Consider the following 19,902-nt stretch of genomic DNA (forward strand, 5'->3'; position numbering starts at 1 on the left):
CCCATTTCCTTACGCAGATAGCAGGCAGCCGTTTCACCTACACAACACAAGCAGAAGGACCTCTGGCAAGACGGTAAGTCTGACCAGAGGCCCTTCTGCCTGTAGTACACGCGGCTCCCTACTAACGCACCGACACTGTTTCCTGCTCCAGCAGTAACTGCTCCAGAAACTCGGTGTGTTTGAGAGGCACAGAAAACATAGGGAAGTTCTTTTCGCACGCCAAGCGCTGCTCTTCCTCACTCACTGTCGCGGTACAATTGGTGAGCGTGTACACGCGGTAGCCATACTCATAGGCCGTCCGCATCGTCGATTCTACGCAACAGTTGGTCAGGAAGCCGGCCAGTGCGATGTGCGTAATACCCCGTTGGCGCAGTACAAAATCGAGGTTGGTACTTAAGAAGCCATCTAGGCCACGTTTTCCCTCAATGACAATATCCTCTGGCTGCGGCCTGAGCTGATCTACAATATCGGCTCCCCAGGAGCCCTGGCGGAAGGAGTTGCTGTCTACCACACCCTTCAAGATACCATACGGGCGGCTGCTTAGCTCCCGGTAATTCTCCGTGAAGCTGATCGGTACGTGCACAATAAGAGCACCAGCTAATCGCGCCTGCCGCACCAAATCCTGGGTGTTTTCCAGCATGTTGGTTTGCTTCATGACCGTCTTTACGGCATCATGCAGGGAGCCCCTGGGGGTCGTGAAGTCGTTCTGGAATTCGATAAGAACAATGGCGGTAGTAGTTGCATTCATAGCCAGCAAAGTCAAGTAAACACCCTGAACAAGTTACTGATTGTCAATGGCAAAATCAACTTTATCACTTGCCGTTGCGCGTGGTTCTGCTAGAAGCTTGTGAGGAGTTACCCAACTGTCCCAAAGCCAAGGCATCGTAACCATCAGCCATTCGTGCATACCGCTCAGCTCTTCAGTTACATCACCTAAGCGGTGTGGTCAGCAAGCTAAAGCGGTAACGTGCCTGTAGGCCTCATGCCTGATCTGGCGTCCGCAAAGTCGAAGCATTCTTACCGCTTCGTTGACTCGTAGCCAGGCCGGTTAGCTAGCCAGAAGCAAAGATGCCTAGACTCCGCAGATGCTGGATCAAGCATGAAACGCCCCATGCTTACTATACTCACTACCTAATGCAATACCATTATTTCACAAAAATTTATTAAATGCAAAACATTACAAAACAGATACTTAACAAATTAAAACATGACATGATCTTATTTTAACATGAAATATTTATTTATAATTATTGCATTTAAATATTAATAAATTTAATATTATCAACATGAATCATACTATGTCTATTCACTGGCAACAGATCAAATGCGTTGTATTTGACGTTGATGGAACTCTATATACACAACACAAGCTCCGGGGCCGCATGTTGCGCGCTTTGGTGCAGCATTACAGCCTGCGCCCCTGGAAACTCCAGGAGCTGTTGATGTTACAACAGTTCCGAATTCAGCGGGAAAAACAGATTGCCTACGCTGGCGCTAACCTGGAAGCCGATCAGTATGAATGGGTGGCGCAGGGAAACCGCTACCCGGTTCAGCAAGTGCGCTCAGTAATAGACCGCTGGATGTTCCGGCACCCGCTCCCCTATCTGCAGGCTTGCCGCTTTCCGGGCGTGAGCGAGTTTTTTGCGGCCCTACGAGCTCAGGGTATTACCATCGGCATCTACTCCGATTACCCAGCCCATGACAAGCTAAAGGCACTGGGCCTGGAAGCGGATATCATCGTCAGCTCTACCGATTCGGCTATTAACCGGCTGAAACCACATCCGCGCGGTCTGCTCTACATCGCGCAGCAGCTAGGCCTGTTGCCGGAGCAATGCCTGTTCATCGGCGACCGGCCCGAGCTGGACGGCGCCTGCGCCGAAATAGCCGGAATGCCTTACCTAATTGTGGAAAAACAGCCTTTTTCAGACTTCACTTTCTATCAAACGCTTACTCATCAGCTCCATTCTACACATCTACCGGTAACTTATGAACCAGTCATCCATTCTGCTTGACAATGAGAACCACGAGCAACCGGTAGCGCTGCTTCCGGCCAAACTCAAAGACTACATTGCCATTGCCCGCCCCGACAACTGGGCTAAAAACGTATTCATGGTACCAGGGGTCCTGTTTGCCCTCATCGTGTACCATAATGACCTTGATGTAGCCTTCTTCGTCAAGGTTATATTGGGCATAGTCAGCACCTGCCTGGTAGCGTCGGCTAACTATGTCATCAATGAGTACCTCGATGCGGAGTTTGACAAGTTTCACCCTCTCAAGAAAAAGCGGACGTCGGTAGTTCGGGTGGTAAATCCTGTGTTAGTGTACACAGAGTGGTTTCTCTTGGCCGTGGTGGGCTTTGCTATTGCGTACCAGATAAGTATGCAATTTCTGTTGGTCTCGGGCTTCCTACTTTTTATGGGCGTGATGTACAACGTACGTCCGTTTCGCACCAAAGAGCGGCCCTACATTGATGTCCTCTCAGAATCGGTCAACAATCCTATCCGGTTTGCGCTAGGCTGGTTTACGGTGGCCCCGGCACTCTCGCTGGTAAATATGGATTTGCTACAGATGCTCAACACTTTCCCTCCTTCCAGCATTCTGGTGGCCTACTGGATGGGCGGGGCTTTCCTGATGGCTACGAAGCGCTTTGCTGAATACCGCCTCATTGGCAACCCCGAGTTGGCCGGCTTATATCGTCGTTCATTCAAATTCTATACGGAGCATAGCCTGCTCATCTCCATGTTCTTTTATGCGCTAACGTGTGCTTTCTTCTTGGGTATTTTCCTGATCAAGAACCGCGTTGAGCTGCTAGTGAGCTTCCCTTTCTTCGCGTTGCTGTTTTCCTGGTACTTGCGCATCGGGTTGCTCAAGGACTCACCGGTCCAGGGCTCCGAAAAGCTTTACACACGCTACTGGTTCATGACCTATGTACTTCTGTTCTGCGTGCTGCTTACTACACTCATGTTCGTTGATATCCCTGCGTTACACAGCCTATTGCAGGACCACTACAACCTGAACCGATAACGAACTGCTATAATGCTGATAACGAATATACACAAGGTATCAGACCAGATGCCGGTTGGATTTACAGGAACTAGCACACCTGTTTTGTTAAATCAAGCCGTTTCCAGCAGCTCTGCTTCTACTACTTCCGCTACCACACTCTATCACCGCCTGCTCTACCTGGTATTAGCTATAGGCATAGTCTTGCGGCTGGTTCATTTCTTCCATAACCGCTCGTTTGTCACAGACGAGTTGTACCTGGGCGTTAATGTGGTCAAGATGAGCTTCTGGGAGCTGGCCACCAAGCCTTTTGAATACGAGCAAAAGGCCCCCATTGGGTACTTATGGACTGTAAAAGCGCTAGCCTTGCTCTTCGGCTATGGTGGTAAATCTATGCGCTTGTTCCCACTTTTAGCAGGAATTGGGTCCATGTTCGCCTTGGTGCCCGTAGCGCGGTACTTTCTTAAACCCTGGACCGTGGTGGCGGCAGTAGCCATTATGGCTTTTTCCTCCCCTTGTATCTTTCACTCCATTGAAGCAAAGCAGTACTCCATCGAGCTATTTGCCGCGGTACTCTCGTTGTGGCTCTACATCAGGTTTCTTTCAAAACAGGACATCCCATCCATGCTGCTCTGGGGACTTGCGGGCAGTGTGTTACTCTGGTTTTCCTTCTCGCTGATATTTATTCTGGCCAGCATAGGCCTAGTAATCAGCATTCATACCATTGTCAGCAAGCAGTGGCACAAGCTTTTCCGATACGCCATTCCGTTTTCGCTGTGGTTCATCAGCTTTGCGGTGCAGTACATTTTGATTACCAGCAAGTATCACCAATCAGGCTGGCTGATAGATTACTTCGACCGGATTAACGAGGCATTTGTGCCTCTCCCCTTGGAGCCCATAGCTAGCGTGAAATGGCTGCTTCATAAATGCTATCTGACGCTGCTGTATCCGCTAGGCCTGCTTCTCGACCTGGATGGTGACTTGGATAGCCTGAACAATACCCCCCTCCGATACTTTTTCAAGATGGGTTGGCTGCATGCCGCTTGCTTAGTATTGGGCGGCATCTATTTCATCCGGAAAGACAGGTTGAACTTTGCTGTGCTACTCCTCCCTATGGGGTTGACACTTGCCGCGTCGGTGGTCCGGGTTTACCCCTTTCATGAGCGCTTCACGCTGTTTCTCATGCCGGCCCTAATCATTGTCAGCTGTCTGGGGCTGGAGTATATTCAATCGGTACTATCCCGCCACCCTAAATGGTTTGGGGCACTGGCAGTGCTTTTTTTCGCTCCTACGGTTATTACCGCAGCGCGTGAAGTGGCTGATCCTAGGCTTGTGATGCACGCTGAGTATAACAGGGACGTCATGGTATATGTGAACGACCATTTCCGCGAGGGAGATGCCGTATATGTGTTCTGGAACATGAACCAAGGGTATGAATTCTACAAGCTCACCTATCCGCTGAAATACACTGCCGTTGAAGGCAGCTTCGTGAAAAACACCTCACGCAATCCCACGGATTACTTGCGTAACCTTCAGCCCGACTTTGACCAGTTCAAAGGGCACAAAAGGCTCTGGTTCATCTACGATAGTGATAGTAAGACTGCTATCGGCGACTATGTTACGCTGCCGGAATGGTACCATAAGCCGGGCTTTGACGCTCCCACTTTATTGCACAATCATTTCAGCCAGTTCGGTAAGAAAACAGGGCACTTCCAACTCAAACGTAGTGCAGTATCGCTCTACGAGTTGAATCAGTAAGCTTGTACCAATTCTGCATAAACAAAAGAGGAAGGCCGTTGTGGCCTTCCTCTTTTGTTTATGCAGAATTGGTTAGTCTAGGCCTATCCTTTGGGGCTTAGCGTGACGTACGGAATGATGCACTCCTCCAGGGAGATGCCGCCGTGCTGGAACGTGTCCTTATAGTAGTTCACGTAGTAATTGTAGTTGTTGGGGTAGGCGAAGAAATAGTCGCCGACGGTGAAGACGTAGGCCGTGCTCACGTTCTCGCGGGGCAGGAAGATGTGCTCTGGCTTGCGCACGGTGTATACATCGCGCGAGTCATCGAAGCCTAGGTTTTTGCCGTGCTTGTAGCGCAGGTTGGTATTCGTGTTCCGGTCGCCCACAATCTTGTAGGGGCGCTTCACCCGAATGGTGCCGTGGTCGGTGGTGATGATGAGCTTGCCCTTTTTATCGGCAATCACCTGCAGCATCTCATACAGCGGCGAGTGCAGGAACCACGACTTGGTGATGCTGCGGTACGCCGATTCCTCAGCGGCCAGCTCCCGAATCATGGCCATGTCGGTGCGAGCGTGCGAGAGCATGTCCACGAAGTTGTAGACGATGGCGTTGAGCTTATAATTGTTGTGCAGGTTCGACATTTTGCTCAGCAAATCTTTGCCGGCCTGCAGGTTAGTCACCTTGTTGTAGCTGAACTTGTGCTTCTGGCCGGCCTTCTGGAACATGATTTCCATGAACTCAGCTTCGTGCATGTTCTTGCCTTCGTCGTCGTCGTCCCACACCCACAGGTTGGGGTATTTCTTCTGGATTTCGCCGGGCATCATGCCCGAGAAGATGGCATTACGGGCGTAGGCCGTGGTGGTTGGCAGAATGCTGTAGTAGGTCTCCTCCGAGTCTACCGTGAACATCTCGGCGATGATGGGCTCCAGCACCTTCCACTGGTCGTAGCGTAGGTTGTCGATGAGCAGGAAGTACACGGGCGTGTCGCCGGTTTCCTTCAGCAGCGGGAACACGCGTTCCTTGAACAGCTGATGAGACATGAGCGGGGCTTCCTCGTCGCCGTTCACCCAATCTTCGTAGTTCTCCGTGATGAAGCGGCCGAAGTAGGTGTTGGCCTCATCCTTCTGCATGTTGAACACGTCGGCCATGCTCTTGCCTTCGGTTTCGGCAATTTCTAGCTCCCAATACACCAGCTTCTTATACACGTCGGCCCACTCCGAGGGGCTGAGCCGGTCGGAGAGCTGCATGCCGAGCTGGCGGAAGTCGCGCTGGTAGCCGCTGTTCGTGGCTTCGCTTACCAAGCGCTTGTTGTCGAGCACCTTCTTTACTGAGAGCAGAATCTGGCTCGGGTTTACCGGCTTGATGAGGTAATCGGCAATTTTGGCCCCGATGGCCGATTCCATAATGTGCTCTTCCTCGCTCTTGGTAATCATTACCACCGGCACCGTGGGCCGGGCAGCTTTAATTTCGGTGAGGGTTTCCAGGCCCGTGAGGCCCGGCATATTTTCATCCAGGAACACGATGTCGTAGGTCTGCTCCTGAATCTGCTCGATGGCGTCGGCCCCGGAATTCACGCCGGTTACGTCGTAGCCTTTTTCTTGCAGAAAGAGAATATGGGGTTTCAGGAGGTCGATTTCGTCATCGGCCCAGAGGATGCTGTAACGTTGCATATAGTGTGGAAAGGTTTACGCTTTGAAAACAACCGGCAGCAGTGGCCTAGAGAGGCCCAGCCGCGGGATTGGGATGGAAAAATACGACTCATCGGCACAGCGAGGCGCATGTGCTCCGAAGAGCAGCAGAAGCCTAAGCAGGTTGCAAATGAGGTTTCGTAAGTAGCTTTACTGCCAATCCCTAGTTTTTGGTTTTCAAAAATTATCCTAATCCGATATTTCGGCGTTAACTCCGCCTTAAAGAAGCCGAAAATAGTTGGTTTCGGTTCCGAGCTTTGGGCGTGCTACGCACCAACACCGGAGTTTCATCGTCCAACAGGCCTAGACTTTCTACCAATACCCACTGCTCTCCGATCCTCGAAGCCGTGCTTCGCGATACTGCCTTCAATGAACAAAAAGAAAATCTTCAACGACCCGGTATACGGCTTCGTCACGATTCCAACCGAGTTGCTGTTCGACCTAATCGAGCATTCCTATTTCCAGCGGCTGCGGCGCATTCAGCAGCTGGGTCTCACGATGTTCGTGTATCCGGGGGCGCTACATACGCGCTTCCACCACGCGCTAGGCGCCATGCACCTCATGACGCTGGCGCTACGCACGCTCAAAGACAAAGGTATCAAGATTTCAGCCAAGGAGGGCGAAGCGGCCATGGCGGCCATTCTGCTGCACGATATCGGGCACGGCCCCCTCTCCCACGCCCTTGAGCGCAGCATTTTCCATGAAGTGCACCACGAAGAGCTGAGCCTACACCTGATGCGCAAGCTCAATGCCGAGCACAATGGCGCACTGGATTTGGCCATCAAAATCTTTGAGGGCACCTACTCCCGGCCATTTTTTCATCAGCTGGTGAGCAGCCAGCTGGACATGGACCGGCTCGATTACCTCAACCGCGACTCCTTCTATACAGGTGTGCAGGAAGGCCGCCCCGGCGCCGACCGTCTCATCAAGATGCTGACGGTAGTAGATGAGCGCCTGGTGCTGGAGGAAAAGGCCGTGTATAGCATTGAGAACTTCCTGGTGAGCCGCCGCCTGATGTACTGGCAGGTGTACCTGCACAAAACCGTGACCAGTGCCGAGCAGATGGTCATCCGGATTATGCAGCGCGCCCGCGACCTGGTGCGGGCCGGCGTGGAGGTGCCTTCTTCTCCCAACCTGCACTTCTTTCTCTCGCGCAACGTGACGCAGCAAGAATTTGAGCAAGATGACCAGATTCTGCGCCGCTTCACCCGCCTCGATGATACCGATGTCTGGAGCGCCGTGAAGCTCTGGGCCGACCACCCCGACAAGGTACTGAACTACCTGGCCCAGTGCCTCCTCGACCGACACTTGTTCAAGATTACGCTCCAAGCCGAGCCCTTCGAGGAAGAATTCAAACTGGGCATTGTGGAGCTGATTGCCGAGCACTTCCAACTCCCCAACGACGAAGCCGCCCAACTCATGATTGCGGGTCGCATCAGCAACAACGCCTACGACGCCGACGGTCAGGATACGATTGATGTGCTCACCAAGCGCGGCCGCGTGGTGAACGTAGCCGAGGCCTCCGATTTGCCCAACATAAAGGCCTTAGGCCAGCGGGTGGAAAAGCATTACATCTGCTACCCTAAGGAGATTTTGTAGCCGATCTGCGCGCACTGCAATGGCCTACACAAACGTGTGGGCAGCTTTCTTCCTGACTTTTGGCTGTATTATCTAACGCATGCCTTCCCCGAATCTGCGTACCACCCCGCTCTCGTCTGCGTTTCCGTTGGGCTTTCTGGCGTTGTTTTTCCTGCTACTGAGCAGTGGCCTAGGCCTGTTGTACAGCACCGTATCAGTAGCTGATTTGCAGGCAGTGCGCCACGCCATCTATCAGCGCAACGAGATGCCGGAGTTTGTGTTGGCTGTTACATCGCGCAGCCTAACCCTACTACGGTTTGGGCTGTTGGGAACAGTAGTTATTTCGGCAGCAATAGTGGCCTACCAGATTCGTCATGGGCGCCTGTTCGCTGAGTTGCGTCAGGTAGGGCAGCAAGGGAAAGCTGCGGTGGGCAGCGTAGTCCAGTCGGTGCGGAGCTTATCGAAGCTGGAGTGGCTGATAGCGGGCGTGCTGCTCCTGGGCATTCTGGCGCTGCGGCTGTACTATTTCCGGGTGTACCCCTTGGGCACCGACGAAATTGCGACCTACGATTACTTTATTTCGGGCGGGCCGGTGGCTATTACCAGCTTCTACCCCATCCCCAACAACCATATTCTTTTCAGCCTCAGCTGCTGGGTGGTGAGCTGGTTCACGAGCCACGACGTGCTGGTACTTCGGCTACCCACGTTGCTCATCAGCTCCATCGGGACAGTAGTGGCCTACGCTTTACTAGTACGCCTAGCGAACTTCCGGGTGGCTACGCTGGCGGTAGGCCTGTTCTGTTTGTCGCCCTTCACGCTGTATTACTCCATTGCCGGGCGCGGCTATTTTCTGCTGATTGTGCTGGCGCTAGGCCAGTTCTTCGTCACGCTGGCGCTGCTGCACACCCGGCGGTATCAGCAGTTGGCGTGGGCGGCGTTTGTGGTGCTGGGCGTGCTTGGGATGTACACTATTCCTACGTATATCTATCCGCTTTTTTCTCTTGGCCTCTGGATTGCCTGCACATTTATTCGGCGCCGTGAGGGAAGTCAGCTCCTGACTCTGGCAGGCGCAACCGTTCTTATTGCAGGCGGCACCTTATTGGCCTACAGTCCCATTATCAGCATCTCGGGGATGCGGCTTCTGATAGCCAACGACTATATCGCGCCTCAGACGCCGACAGAATTTTGGCAATCCTACGCCTTGTATCTGCACCAACCTGCCCGCGAGTTGTTTGGGCACGAGCGGTTCAGTGTGGGCGGCTTTCTGGCGCTGCTGGTAGCGGCGCTGGTGGCGCTGCCGTTCATGCCGCGCCGCTGGCGTTGGGTAGCGATGCCCGCTCTGGCCCTAACGCTCCTGCCGTTTCTGTATATGCCGTTGCAACTGGTGTACTCGCCGGCACGCGTGCTGCTCTATGCCGTGTTTTTCTTCTTTGTGGCAGTTGCCCTGGCCGGCGACCTGCTTCTTCAGCGCCTACGGGTTTCTAACCGGCTTGCTAGTATAGGCATAGGCCTAGCAGTGAGCCTATACGGGGTATACCAGGTCGCTCACTTCCGCTATACGCTGTGGAATGCCCAACGAGCTGATCAGCAACTTCGACAGGCCTACGCGTGGCTGAGGCCCCAAGAACCCCGTCAGGTATTTTTTGAGGCACCGTTTCACAAGTTGTATTTTCACCATTATGCTCTTACTACGGGCTACCCGTTGGAGTTATTTGAAGCTTCTTCGGCGCAGAAATCACCATATGATTTTGTGGTCCGGGAGAACAACGCCCCTAAGCCTGCGCCTTGGCTGCTAACCCGCGCATATCACCCAGTATATTCTGATGACCGAGTTACCATTTATGGTGCAGGTCAGGCACCCGTCGCGCAGCCCAACTCGGCAGCGCGTGTCGGGAAATAGATAATTATATACTTTTGCCCGATGGAATTTACCGTAGGCCAGATAGCAGAAGTACTGCGCGGAGCAGTCGAAGGGGACAGCACCCAGCGCATAGACCGGCTGGCAAAGATTGAAGAAGCCCAGCCCGGCTCCCTCTCCTTTCTGGCCAACCTTAAGTACGAACCACATCTCTACTCTACCGGCGCCTCCGCCGTGATTGTGAGCCGCACCCTGGAGTTGAAACACCCCACCAATGCGGCTCTTATTCGGGTCGACGACCCTTATACCAGCTTTACTACGCTGCTGGAGTTTTATCAGCAAGCTACGCGCACTGGCAAGCGCGGCGTGGAGGAGCCCGCTTACATGGGCACAGGCTCCAGCATCGGTGAAAACCACTACCGCGGCGCCTTTTCTTACATTGGTGAGAACTGCGAAATTGGCCAGGATGTCGTGATTTTCCCCCACGTATATATCGGTGACCGTTGCAAAATTGGCGACGGTACCATCCTGTATGCCGGCGCAAAAATTTACTCCGAAACTGTTATTGGTGCACGGTGCACGGTGCATGCCGGCGCTGTTATCGGCTCCGACGGCTTCGGCTTCGCACCCCAGCCCGACGGCTCCTACCGCACGATTCCGCAAATCGGCAATGTGGTGCTGGAAGACAATGTGAGCGTGGGTGCCAATGCCACCATCGACTGCGCCACGATGGGTTCCACCATCATTCGGGAGGGCGCCAAAGTCGATAACCTGGTGCAGATTGCGCACAACGTGGAAATTGGGCGCCATACGGTGGTAGCTTCCCAGACTGGCATTTCGGGTTCCACCAAAATAGGCGACTTCTGCGTGCTGGCCGGCCAGACGGGTATTGCCGGTCACCTTACGCTCACCAACCGCACCACCGTCACGGCGCAGTCGGGTGTGGGCAAGTCCATTAAGGAGGAAGGCGTGTTCCTGCAGGGCTCCCCGGCCTTCAATCTGCGGGATAGTTTGCGGGCCAATGCTATCTTCCGTAGGCTTCCCGAACTGGAGCGCCGCCTAGATGAGCTAGCACGTAAGCAGGCTCAAGCGGAAAAGTCCTAGCTTTGCGCTTCGAAGGAGTTAGGAGTTAGAAGCTAGGAGCCGGAAGGCTCCGCTTTCCTATCTCCTTTTCTTCACTTTTCCTTCTAGCTTCTAGCTCCTTGCTCCTAGCTTCTCTCAATGAACGATAAGCAACATACCATCAAGGCCCCCGTCACCGTGAGTGGCATCGGCCTTCATACCGGCGTGCAGGCCACCATGACGTTCTGCCCCGCTCCCGTAGGCCACGGCTACAAGTTTCAGCGCATCGATTTGCCCGGCCAGCCCATTGTGGATGCCGACGTAGACAACGTAGTGGACCTTTCACGCGGCACTACTATTGAGCAAAACGGCGCCCGTGTAAATACAGTAGAGCACACGCTGGCCGCGTTGGTAGGCCTCCAGATTGACAATGTGCTGATTCAGTTGGATGGCCCCGAGCCGCCCATCATGGATGGTTCCAGCTACGAGTTCATCAAGCCGCTGCGTGAAGCTGGCCTAGAAGAGCAAAATGCACTGCGCAACTACTTCGAGATTCCCGACGAAATTCGGTACGTAGACAATGCGCGGGCCGTAGAAATTGCCGGCCTGCCGCTTGATAGCTACCGCCTGACGGTAATGGTCGACTACAACTCGCCCGTGCTCGGCTCGCAGCACGCGTCCCTGACGGATATTTCGCAGTTTGAATCGGAAATTGCTTCGTCGCGCACGTTCTGCTTCCTGCACGAGCTAGAGGCGCTCTACAAGCAAAACCTCATTAAAGGCGGCGACTTGAGCAACGCTATTGTGGTAGTTGACCGCGTAGTGAGCGAAGACGAGCTGAGCGACCTGGCCACCATGCTGGGCAAGCCCAAAGTAGCCGTAAAGAAGGAAGGCATTCTCAACAACGTGGACCTGCGCCACAAAAACGAGCCCGCCCGCCACAAACTGCTTGATCTGGTAGGCGACCTGGCCCTCGTAGGCCGCCCCCTGAAAGGCCAGATTCTGGCGGCCCGCCCCGGCCATGCTGCCAACGTAGCCTTCGCTAAGCGCATTAAGAAAAGGATGATGGAGGCCGACAGCAGCCCCATCCCGACGTACGACCCGGCCCGGCAGCCTGTGATGGACATCAACCAGATTGCCGCCACCCTGCCCCACCGCTACCCGTTCCTGCTCATCGACAAGATTATTCACCTCGATGCCCACACGGTAACGGGCGTGAAGAACGTGACGATGAACGAGCCCTTCTTCCAGGGCCACTTCCCCGGCAACCCCGTGATGCCCGGCGTGATGCAGATTGAGGCTATGGCCCAAACTGGCGGGATTTTGGTACTGAACACCGTACCCGACCCCGAAAACTACTGGACCTATTTCCTGGGCATTGAAAACTGTCGGTTCCGCCGTAAGGTAATTCCTGGCGATACCATCATTTTCAAGTGCATCCTGACCGCTCCTGTGAAGCGTGGCATTGCCAAAATGAGCGGCAAGGCCTACGTGAACGGGAAGGTGGTGATGGAAGCCGAAATGTCGGCCAGCATTGTCCGGAAAGACGCTTAGTATCTCAATAGACAAGGCAGGATGAGCTGTACTAAATGCCTCCTCTGCTCCTTGTTTGTTGCTACTTGTTAACAGAATTCGAATGAACCAGCCACTCGCCTACATCCACCCCGAGGCTAAGATTGCGCAAAACGTAGTAGTAGAGCCCTTCACGACCATTGATAAGGACGTTGAAATCGGGGAAGGCACCTGGATTGGCCCCAACGTGACCATTATGTCCGGTGCGCGCATCGGCCGTAACTGCAAAATTTTCCCGGGTGCCGTTATTTCCGCAACCCCGCAGGACCTCAAGTTTGCCGGCGAGAAAACGACGGCTCACATCGGTGATAATACGGTCATTCGGGAGTGCGTGACGGTGAACCGTGGTACTGTAGACCGGCAGAAGACGGTGGTAGGCGCCAATTGCCTGCTCATGGCCTACGTGCATATTGCGCACGACTGCATCATCGGCGACCATTGCATTCTGGCCAACACGGTGCAGGTAGCAGGCCACGTTGAAATTGGGGACTATGCCATTGTGGGAGGCTCCTCAGCGGTGCACCAGTTTGTACGCATCGGGCAGCATGCCATGATTTCGGGCGGCTCCCTGATTCGTAAGGATGTGCCGCCGTTCGTGAAAGCAGGGCGTGAGCCTCTCACTTACTCGGGCATCAACAGCATAGGCTTACGCCGCCGTGGTTTCTCCGATCAGAAGATTGCCGAAATTCAGCAGCTCTACCGCCTCTTGTTCCTGAGCGGCCTCAACAACGCCGCTGCTCTCGACCAGATTGAGCTGGAGCTTTCGCCCTCACCCGAGCGCGATGAGGTGGTGAATTTCATCCGAAACTCGGGCCGCGGCGTCATTAAAGGGTACTCGCGCGGCGGAAACGGCGGGATTGAGTAATTCCTTTCAGTCGTTGTTTGTCTTATAAGAAGTGGCCTAGCGGATGAAGTCGCTAGGCCACTTCTTACTTTCTGGCCTCACAATTTATGGCATCTAAGTTCTTGTATCCATGCAGCTAACGGCCACCGGGCTGAGTAAGCGTTTTGCCCGTGAATGGATTTTCCGGGGTCTCAGTCACGTCTTTCAGCCCGGCACCGCTACGGCCATACTAGGCCCGAATGGCGCGGGTAAAAGCACGTTGCTTAACACGTTGTCGGGCCAACTGCTTCCTTCAGAAGGTATACTGGCCTACACCCATCAGGGCTCAGAGGTGGCCGTAGAAAACGTGCCGGCTTACCTGGCCTACGCGGCTCCTTACCTGGAGCTGATTGAGGAGCTGACCCTCCTGGAGATGCTGCAGTTTCATACCCGTTTCAAGCCCCTGCGGCCCGGTATCACCTCCGAAAAGCTCATCAGCCTAATGTACCTTGAAAAGTCTCAGCATAAACTGGTGCGCGACTTTTCCTCGGGCATGAAGCAGCGCCTGAAGCTGGCTCTGGCCCTCTACGCAGAGGCGCCCTTGCTCCTGCTTGATGAGCCTACCACCAACCTCGACAGGACTGGCGTGGAGTGGTATCTGGAGCATGTACGCGCCACATTGGAGGGTCGCACCGTACTGGTATCGAGCAACGTGCCGGAGGAATATGCCTTCTGCCAAGAGCAATTGCAGATCACAGATTTTGGAGCAAAAGCGGCTCGGTGACCGGTTGTTCTGGTGGCTTTTGTATATTCAATAAAGTCAGAAACCATAGTCATTGGATACCCTGCACTACGTTTAAGGGAAAAATCTGACGCTTAGAAGTGCCTGATTACAGCCCAGAAGCACTTTTGTCTGGTTTGAGAGAAGCTTATCCATAACTATTTCAACCTTGGGGCACGTATCTTCGCAGCCGAAACGTTTGCTCGTTTCCTCCATCTGAATTCTTTCACCTTTACGCCCTGACAAGGCCATGAAACAATACGACGACCTCGACGACGACTTCCTCGACGATGAAGACGAGTTGGATACCTTCGCGAAAACCGGCGGCAGCAAAACCCGCGGCAATTCCGAAGATCAGCTTTCCGCTAAATACGCCGACTACCTGATGTGGCGCGATACCGGCTCTTCGCACGACGAAGCCCTGGACCTGGCCAACATGACGGAAGAAGAGTTTACCATTGCCGATGCCGTGGAAGACCCGGACGGCGGCAGCGGCTTCAGCTCCCTCGACGACCTGGATGACGATACCCTATCCGACGACGACAGCGACGAATACGGTAGCTCCGGCAGCTCGCGCAACAGCGGCCGCAACTCCGACTACGACGATTATTAACAGCTGGCCCTAGGCCACTAAAAAGCCCCGCTGGAATATCCAGCGGGGCTTTTTAGTGGCCTACAGTTTAGGCGAAGGCAGTAGGTTTATTTCCGGCCGAATACGCGTTTGAGCAGATCCGTGGTGCGGGCCACGGGGTTCTCGCGGATGTTAGCTTCTTCCTGGGCAATGAGCGTGAACAGGCCGTCAATGGCTTTGCCGGTGGCGTACTGGTTCAGATCGGTTTGCACGGGCGTCACGAGCGGAATCTTGTTGTAGCGCGTGGTGAGGTCGGTGTAGTAGCGGGTGGCGCCCACTTTATCGAGGCTTTGCTGAATGATGGGCTGAAACGCTACCGTAAGCTGCTGAGTAGTCGTGCGCTTGAGGTAGTTAGTGGCCGCATCCTTCTGGCCCGTCAGGATACCCCACACGTCGCTGAAGGTGAGACTCTTGATGGCCGCAATAAAAATCGGCTTGGCGCTTTTGGCCGCATCTTCAGCGCCACGGTTCAGCGTCAGCTCAAACTTATCTACCTGGCTGCCCAGCCCGATGGAGCGGAGCGTATTGGCTACGCGCTGCGCATCCGGCGGGAAAGGAATCCGGATAAGTCGGTTGAGGTTGAAGCCATCCTGCTTAGAAGCTTGGTCGGCACCTTTGCTGATGCCCTGCACCAGTGCCTCCTTCAGGCCATTGGCTGCTTCTGTGTTGGTCAGGCCGCCGGTGGAAGTGCCGGTTTTGGTAGTGGTAGGCTGAGGCAGCTTGATGTTGCCGAGCTTCGGGAGTTTGAACAACTGAGCCGAGGCGGCGGTGTGCAGCCCCAGGGAGGCCAGCAACAGGAAAGTAAAACGTATCTTTTTCATGAGAATCGAGAAAAGCCAAAGCAAGAAACAGACCTCCTAGGCCACTCCTCACTTTTGCACAAACCGGACCAAATTGCCCCGATGAGCTTGGGCCAGAGAAAGTAGCCGGATAAGTAACAGAGCCCTTTTGCCTTATACTTCTACCTATTAAAAGAGGCTACTGCAAGCAGCTACTTGCCACCCGGCCCTATATTGGAAACCCATTATCGTGTAGCCCGCTGCTTTATCGGCCAAAGACGTTCTTTAATATCTCGGTACCACGAGCGGCCGGGCGCAATCGGATCCGCCCTTCTTCCTCGGCTACCAAGGTAAACAGGCCATTCACGGTTTGCTGGGTAGCGTAGGGCGTTAGCTCCGCGTTGATCGGCGTCATGAGCGGAATCTTGTTGTAGCGGTTCACCATTTCAGCGTAGAGCCGGGTGGCCCCCGTTTGGTCGAGTGCCTGCTTCACAATGGGCTGCAACGTAGCACGAAGCTGCTCTTCCGTACCGGAGCGCAGCAGTTGCGTAGCGGCATCAGGCTGGCGCGATGCAGCCAGCGTCAGCGCATCTTGAATATTCAGGTTTTGTACCGCCCCCAGGAAAATAGGCTTAGCCTGGGCAGATGCCGTTTCGGCGCTATGGTTGAGGGCTATTTCAAAGTTATCTACTAGAGCGCCAAGCCGTAGGCCACGCAGCGTAGTGGCTACTAGTTGCGCCTCGGGCGGAAACGGAATGCGGATATCGGCATCAGAGTTGAAGCCTTCGGGCGAGCCACCCAGCTCTATGGCTCGGGTGACGCCTTGCGTCAGGGCGGCGCGTAGGCCAGTGGTTGCCTCGTCTGCCGTGAGCGGCGCAACTACCGGAACTGCTACGACGGGTGCCACCACTTTCGCTTTCGCAGTGGTCTTGGCTGTTGTCGTCTTCTTGGCGGGCGTGGTCTTTTTTGCCGCCGAAGTCGTGGTTTTTTTCGTGGTGGTAGCCGTTTTTTTGGCGGTGGTTTTGGTCTGAGCTTGGCTCAACTGCGTAGTGGCGAGGGCCAGGCCGAGGCCAAGCGCAAACGTGCGAAACGGGGTCATTTAGAAAAAGACGTAAAACCTGACGGCCGGAGTGGCGGTCTTCTGCGTTGAGAGGCCAATATTGCGCCAAATCCAGCCCCCATCCTAACCTACTTCCTCATGCCGACTCTCCCCGTCGTTGAAATCATGACCATTGGCGACGAACTGCTCTACGGGCAGGTTATCGACACCAACTCGGCCTTCATGGGCCAGGAGTTGGGCAAACTGGGCCTGCGCGTGCGCCAGATTACCAGCGTATCAGACCGCGCCGATGAAATTGTAGCAGCCCTAGACCTGGCCCGGCAACGCGCCGATGTAATCCTGATGACTGGTGGCCTAGGCCCCACTAAAGATGACCTGACCAAGCACGTACTGGCCCGCTACTTCGGCGCCGAGCTGGTGATGCATGAGCCTACATTGCAGCATGTAGAAGGAATTTTTGCGCGCTACAAGCGGCCTATGCTGGAGGTAAACCGCCAGCAGGCCATGGTTCCAGCTAATTGCACGGTGCTGCACAACGCGCTGGGCACCGCACCGGGCATGTGGTTTGAGGACCAGGGCACCGTATTCGTGAGTATGCCAGGCGTGCCCTTCGAGATGAAAGGGCTGATGAAAGACGAGGTGCTGCCGCGCCTGCAGCAGCACTTCCAGACGCCCCCCATTGAGCACCTGGTAGTGCAGACAGTAGGCCTGGGCGAATCGTATTTGGCAGAGAAAATTGCTGACTGGGAAAACGCCCTGCCCGAAAACTTCAAACTGGCCTACCTACCCTCTCTGGGTGGCGTGCGCCTGCGCCTTTCCGGCTACGCCGATGGGCAGCCCGATTTGCGCGGCCGCATGGAAGCCCTGCTACCAGCACTCCGCGAGCAGCTCGGCGAGGTAATTTTTGCCGTGGGTGAAATCCCGCTGGAGCAGGCCGTAGGCCAGTTGCTGCAGGAACGCGGCCTCACGGTGGGCACCGCTGAAAGCTGCACCGGTGGCTATGTGGCCTACCGCCTCACCAGCGTGGCGGGCAGCTCGGCCTATTTCCGGGGCAGTGTAGTGGCCTATAGCAACGAGGTGAAAGTGCAGCAGCTGGGCGTGAAGCCCGAAACTCTGCAGGCGCATGGCGCCGTGAGTGAAGCCACCGTGCGCGAAATGGCCGAAGGCTTGCGTCAGCACCTGGGGGTAGATGTAGCCATTGCCACCAGCGGCATTGCCGGCCCAGATGGGGGCACCGCTACCAAGCCCGTAGGCACCATCTGCATCGCCTACGCCGACAAGCACCAGACCGTCAGCCGGCAGTTCAGCTTCGACCGCGGCCGCCAGCTTAACGTAGAATACACCTCCACGGCCGTCCTGAATCTGCTGCGGCTGAGTTTGCCCGTGGCCTAGGCCAGTTGCCCGCTTAGGTGTCGGCAAAGTAAGTCGGCGGCCCGCGGAACAGGATTATCTGTGATTCCGGACACAACAGCTACCTTTGGCCTGCTTTTCGGCTCGTACACCCACCCAAGCTACGCGGGCAGCTACAGCGAATATCAGACCTTCAACTACCCACCATCCCCCTAACACCCCCTACCAACCGCATGGCACGAGTGGAAATGACGATGCCCAAGATGGGCGAATCCATCATGGAAGGCACCGTTCTGAAATGGCTCAAACAAGTAGGCGACCCCATTGAGCAGGACGAATCAGTACTGGAAGTAGCTACCGATAAGGTAGATACCGAAGTACCTGCTCTCCACGCCGGCGTATTGCAGGAGATTCTGGTGCAGGAAGGCCAGGTTGTAGCCGTAGGCGCTCCTATTGCCGTTATTGAGACCGATGCCGCCAGCGCGGGCACTCCGGCTCCGGCCGCTGCTGCTGCTGAAGGAGCTCCTTCCATCAATGGTGCTGAGAAGCCAGCCGCTGAAGTTCCGTATGTACCGGCCGTGGCCACCGCTCAGGCAGCTCCTGCTACGGCTGGTGCCGCACAGCCCCAAACGGGCCGCTTCTACTCGCCGCTGGTGCTGAGCATTGCCCGCGAGGAAGGCATTTCGATGGCTGACCTGGAATACCTGCCCGGCACTGGCAGCGAAGGCCGCGTTACGAAGAAAGACATTCTGGATTATGTAGCCGGCGGCAAGCAGCCCCTAGGCCAGTCGGCGGCATCCCCAGCGGCCGTAGCGCAGCCTCAGGCTCCTGCCCCCCAGGCCGCTCCTGCTACCCCGCAGCCAGCGGCCACACCACAGACTGCTGCATCGGCGGCATCTGCTGCTCCGGCTACCAAAGCTGTGCCTTCTATCAGCGGCAACCAGGAGTTGATTGAGATGGATCGTATGCGCAAGATGATTGCCCAGCGCATGGTCGACTCCAAGAAGATTTCTCCCCACGTTACCTCGTTTGTGGAGGCTGATGTGACCGACATCGTGAACTGGCGCAACAAGCACAAGGATGCCTACAAGAAGCGCGAAGGCGAAAACCTCACCTTCACGCCCATCTTCATTCAGGCCATTGCGCGCGCCATTCAGGATTTCCCGATGATCAACGTTTCCATTGAGGGCGACTACATCATCAAGAAGCGCGATATTAACGTAGGTGTGGCTGTGGCCTTGCCTTCCGGCAACCTCATTGTGCCCGTTATTCACAACGCCGATCAGCTCAACCTTAATGGCCTGAGCAAAAAGCTGAATGATCTGGCCAACCGCGCCCGTACCAACAAGCTGAAACCCGAAGACCTGGAAGGCGGCACCTACACCGTGTCCAACGTGGGTTCTTTCGGCAACGTGATGGGTACGCCCATCATCATGCAGCCACAGGTAGCTATTATGGCTGTGGGCGCTATCAAGAAGAAGCCCGCCGTAATTGAGACGCCCCAGGGCGACCTGATTGGCGTGCGCCACTTCATGTTCCTCTCGCATAGCTACGACCACCGCGTGGTAGATGGCTCGCTGGGGGGCATGTTCGTGCGCCGCGTGGCCGACTACCTAGAGCAGTTCGACCCCAACACGACCATCTAGTCATTCAATAAACAGTGAAGAGGGTTGATAGCTAAGCCAGCAGTGGCCTAGCTATCAACCCTCTCCTTTTTCCTTTGCCCGCTTCTACCATGAATAAAGCTCTGCCCCTGGTGGCCCTACTCATTGCGCTAGGCCTCATTCTGTTCCTCTACCAGCAGCTGCGCACAACTGAGCAAGCCCTAGTACGCTCTGAGCGCCGCTTCAGCGACTGTGAGAAAGTCAATTTCCAGTTGCAGAACCAGCTGGTAGAAGCAACGCGTGGCCCCGTGCCGGACAGCCTGCGCGTGATTAGCGGCGAGTAGGTAACGACTAAGCTACATTACAGCACTAAATA

General features: G+C 55.1%; 17 protein-coding genes. 13 read left to right on the forward strand and 4 right to left on the reverse strand.

Annotation, left to right across the window (positions count from 1 at the left end):
• Positions 1–121: 121 nt before the first annotated feature.
• Positions 122–748, reverse strand: coding sequence for a cysteine hydrolase family protein (locus tag CFT68_RS04925; protein WP_088842288.1), 627 nt, complete (start codon positions 746–748; stop codon positions 122–124).
• Between the two features lie 550 nt (positions 749–1,298).
• Between CFT68_RS04925 and CFT68_RS04930 the strand changes: the two genes are divergently transcribed.
• From CFT68_RS04930 to CFT68_RS04940, 3 genes are all read left to right on the forward strand, one after another.
• On the forward strand, positions 1,299–2,012 hold the full coding sequence (locus CFT68_RS04930) for an HAD family hydrolase (protein WP_170934699.1): 714 nt from the start codon (positions 1,299–1,301) through the stop codon (positions 2,010–2,012).
• Complete coding sequence (locus CFT68_RS04935) at positions 1,987–3,024, forward strand: UbiA family prenyltransferase (RefSeq protein ID WP_088842290.1); 1,038 nt, start codon at positions 1,987–1,989, stop codon at positions 3,022–3,024. The genes CFT68_RS04930 and CFT68_RS04935 overlap by 26 nt, the downstream gene beginning before the upstream one ends.
• An 84-nt stretch (positions 3,025–3,108) precedes the next feature.
• Entirely contained in the window at positions 3,109–4,761 is a 1,653-nt protein-coding gene (locus tag CFT68_RS04940) for a glycosyltransferase family 39 protein (RefSeq protein ID WP_088842291.1), read from the forward strand.
• Positions 4,762–4,844: 83 nt separating this feature from the next.
• Here the strand turns inward: CFT68_RS04940 and porX are convergent, their stop codons facing one another.
• Positions 4,845–6,410: a T9SS response regulator signal transducer PorX gene (gene porX, locus CFT68_RS04945; RefSeq protein ID WP_088842292.1), complete on the reverse strand. Its 1,566-nt coding sequence runs from the start codon at positions 6,408–6,410 to the stop codon at positions 4,845–4,847.
• Positions 6,411–6,797: 387 nt separating this feature from the next.
• On the opposite strand from porX, the gene CFT68_RS04950 reads away from it, so the two are divergent.
• The 7 genes from CFT68_RS04950 (at position 6,798) to CFT68_RS04980 (ending at position 14,715) form a co-directional block, all read left to right on the forward strand.
• The gene (locus CFT68_RS04950) at positions 6,798–8,027 is read left to right on the forward strand and encodes an HD domain-containing protein (protein ID WP_088842293.1); all 1,230 of its coding nucleotides are present in this window, start codon (positions 6,798–6,800) and stop codon (positions 8,025–8,027) included.
• Between the two features lie 79 nt (positions 8,028–8,106).
• Positions 8,107–9,906 carry a hypothetical protein gene (locus tag CFT68_RS04955; protein WP_141106455.1) on the forward strand — a complete coding sequence of 600 codons (1,800 nt, stop codon included), beginning with the start codon at positions 8,107–8,109 and terminating at the stop codon, positions 9,904–9,906.
• Between the two features lie 21 nt (positions 9,907–9,927).
• The gene (gene lpxD / locus CFT68_RS04960; RefSeq protein ID WP_088842295.1) at positions 9,928–10,968 is read left to right on the forward strand and encodes a UDP-3-O-(3-hydroxymyristoyl)glucosamine N-acyltransferase; all 1,041 of its coding nucleotides are present in this window, start codon (positions 9,928–9,930) and stop codon (positions 10,966–10,968) included.
• Positions 10,969–11,085: 117 nt separating this feature from the next.
• Positions 11,086–12,480 carry a bifunctional UDP-3-O-[3-hydroxymyristoyl] N-acetylglucosamine deacetylase/3-hydroxyacyl-ACP dehydratase gene (locus CFT68_RS04965; protein WP_088842296.1) on the forward strand — a complete coding sequence of 465 codons (1,395 nt, stop codon included), beginning with the start codon at positions 11,086–11,088 and terminating at the stop codon, positions 12,478–12,480.
• A gap of 82 nt (positions 12,481–12,562) precedes the next feature.
• On the forward strand, positions 12,563–13,363 hold the full coding sequence (lpxA, locus tag CFT68_RS04970) for an acyl-ACP--UDP-N-acetylglucosamine O-acyltransferase (RefSeq protein ID WP_088842297.1): 801 nt from the start codon (positions 12,563–12,565) through the stop codon (positions 13,361–13,363).
• A gap of 109 nt (positions 13,364–13,472) precedes the next feature.
• Positions 13,473–14,105, forward strand: coding sequence for an ABC transporter ATP-binding protein (locus tag CFT68_RS04975; RefSeq protein ID WP_088842298.1), 633 nt, complete (start codon positions 13,473–13,475; stop codon positions 14,103–14,105).
• Between the two features lie 247 nt (positions 14,106–14,352).
• The gene (locus tag CFT68_RS04980; protein WP_088842299.1) at positions 14,353–14,715 is read left to right on the forward strand and encodes a hypothetical protein; all 363 of its coding nucleotides are present in this window, start codon (positions 14,353–14,355) and stop codon (positions 14,713–14,715) included.
• 86 nt (positions 14,716–14,801) lie between these two features.
• On the opposite strand, the gene CFT68_RS04985 is transcribed toward CFT68_RS04980, so the two are convergent.
• Positions 14,802–15,554: a DUF4197 domain-containing protein gene (locus tag CFT68_RS04985; protein ID WP_088842300.1), complete on the reverse strand. Its 753-nt coding sequence runs from the start codon at positions 15,552–15,554 to the stop codon at positions 14,802–14,804.
• 223 nt (positions 15,555–15,777) lie between these two features.
• Positions 15,778–16,611: a DUF4197 domain-containing protein gene (locus CFT68_RS04990; protein WP_088842301.1), complete on the reverse strand. Its 834-nt coding sequence runs from the start codon at positions 16,609–16,611 to the stop codon at positions 15,778–15,780.
• A 99-nt stretch (positions 16,612–16,710) separates the two neighbouring features.
• Here CFT68_RS04990 and CFT68_RS04995 point away from each other — a divergent pair, with 99 nt between their 5' ends.
• The 3 genes from CFT68_RS04995 (at position 16,711) to CFT68_RS05005 (ending at position 19,870) form a co-directional block, all read left to right on the forward strand.
• A complete protein-coding gene (locus CFT68_RS04995; protein ID WP_088842302.1) occupies positions 16,711–17,964 on the forward strand; it encodes a competence/damage-inducible protein A in 1,254 nt (417 codons plus the stop codon).
• A 191-nt stretch (positions 17,965–18,155) separates the two neighbouring features.
• Positions 18,156–19,568: a dihydrolipoamide acetyltransferase family protein gene (locus tag CFT68_RS05000; RefSeq protein WP_088842303.1), complete on the forward strand. Its 1,413-nt coding sequence runs from the start codon at positions 18,156–18,158 to the stop codon at positions 19,566–19,568.
• An 89-nt stretch (positions 19,569–19,657) separates the two neighbouring features.
• Positions 19,658–19,870, forward strand: a complete 213-nt coding sequence (locus CFT68_RS05005; protein WP_088842304.1) for a hypothetical protein — start codon at positions 19,658–19,660, stop codon at positions 19,868–19,870.
• The last annotated feature ends 32 nt before the right edge of the window (positions 19,871–19,902 follow it).

The organism is Hymenobacter gelipurpurascens, from assembly GCF_900187375.1.
GTDB classification, from domain to species: domain Bacteria; phylum Bacteroidota; class Bacteroidia; order Cytophagales; family Hymenobacteraceae; genus Hymenobacter; species Hymenobacter gelipurpurascens.

Excerpts from the sequence above, each read along its gene's own strand:
- CFT68_RS04925 (WP_088842288.1), bottom strand. The coding sequence starts at position 748 with ATGAATGCAACTACTACCGCCATTGTTCTTATCGAATTCCAGAACGAC.
- CFT68_RS04930 (WP_170934699.1), top strand. The coding sequence starts at position 1,299 with ATGTCTATTCACTGGCAACAGATCAAATGCGTTGTATTTGACGTTGAT.
- CFT68_RS04935 (WP_088842290.1), top strand. The coding sequence starts at position 1,987 with ATGAACCAGTCATCCATTCTGCTTGACAATGAGAACCACGAGCAACCG.
- porX (WP_088842292.1), bottom strand. The coding sequence starts at position 6,410 with ATGCAACGTTACAGCATCCTCTGGGCCGATGACGAAATCGACCTCCTG.
- CFT68_RS04950 (WP_088842293.1), top strand. The coding sequence starts at position 6,798 with ATGAACAAAAAGAAAATCTTCAACGACCCGGTATACGGCTTCGTCACG.
- CFT68_RS04955 (WP_141106455.1), top strand. The coding sequence starts at position 8,107 with ATGCCTTCCCCGAATCTGCGTACCACCCCGCTCTCGTCTGCGTTTCCG.
- lpxD (WP_088842295.1), top strand. The coding sequence starts at position 9,928 with ATGGAATTTACCGTAGGCCAGATAGCAGAAGTACTGCGCGGAGCAGTC.
- CFT68_RS04965 (WP_088842296.1), top strand. The coding sequence starts at position 11,086 with ATGAACGATAAGCAACATACCATCAAGGCCCCCGTCACCGTGAGTGGC.
- lpxA (WP_088842297.1), top strand. The coding sequence starts at position 12,563 with ATGAACCAGCCACTCGCCTACATCCACCCCGAGGCTAAGATTGCGCAA.
- CFT68_RS04975 (WP_088842298.1), top strand. The coding sequence starts at position 13,473 with ATGCAGCTAACGGCCACCGGGCTGAGTAAGCGTTTTGCCCGTGAATGG.
- CFT68_RS04980 (WP_088842299.1), top strand. The coding sequence starts at position 14,353 with ATGAAACAATACGACGACCTCGACGACGACTTCCTCGACGATGAAGAC.
- CFT68_RS04985 (WP_088842300.1), bottom strand. The coding sequence starts at position 15,554 with ATGAAAAAGATACGTTTTACTTTCCTGTTGCTGGCCTCCCTGGGGCTG.
- CFT68_RS04990 (WP_088842301.1), bottom strand. The coding sequence starts at position 16,611 with ATGACCCCGTTTCGCACGTTTGCGCTTGGCCTCGGCCTGGCCCTCGCC.
- CFT68_RS04995 (WP_088842302.1), top strand. The coding sequence starts at position 16,711 with ATGCCGACTCTCCCCGTCGTTGAAATCATGACCATTGGCGACGAACTG.
- CFT68_RS05000 (WP_088842303.1), top strand. The coding sequence starts at position 18,156 with ATGGCACGAGTGGAAATGACGATGCCCAAGATGGGCGAATCCATCATG.
- CFT68_RS05005 (WP_088842304.1), top strand. The coding sequence starts at position 19,658 with ATGAATAAAGCTCTGCCCCTGGTGGCCCTACTCATTGCGCTAGGCCTC.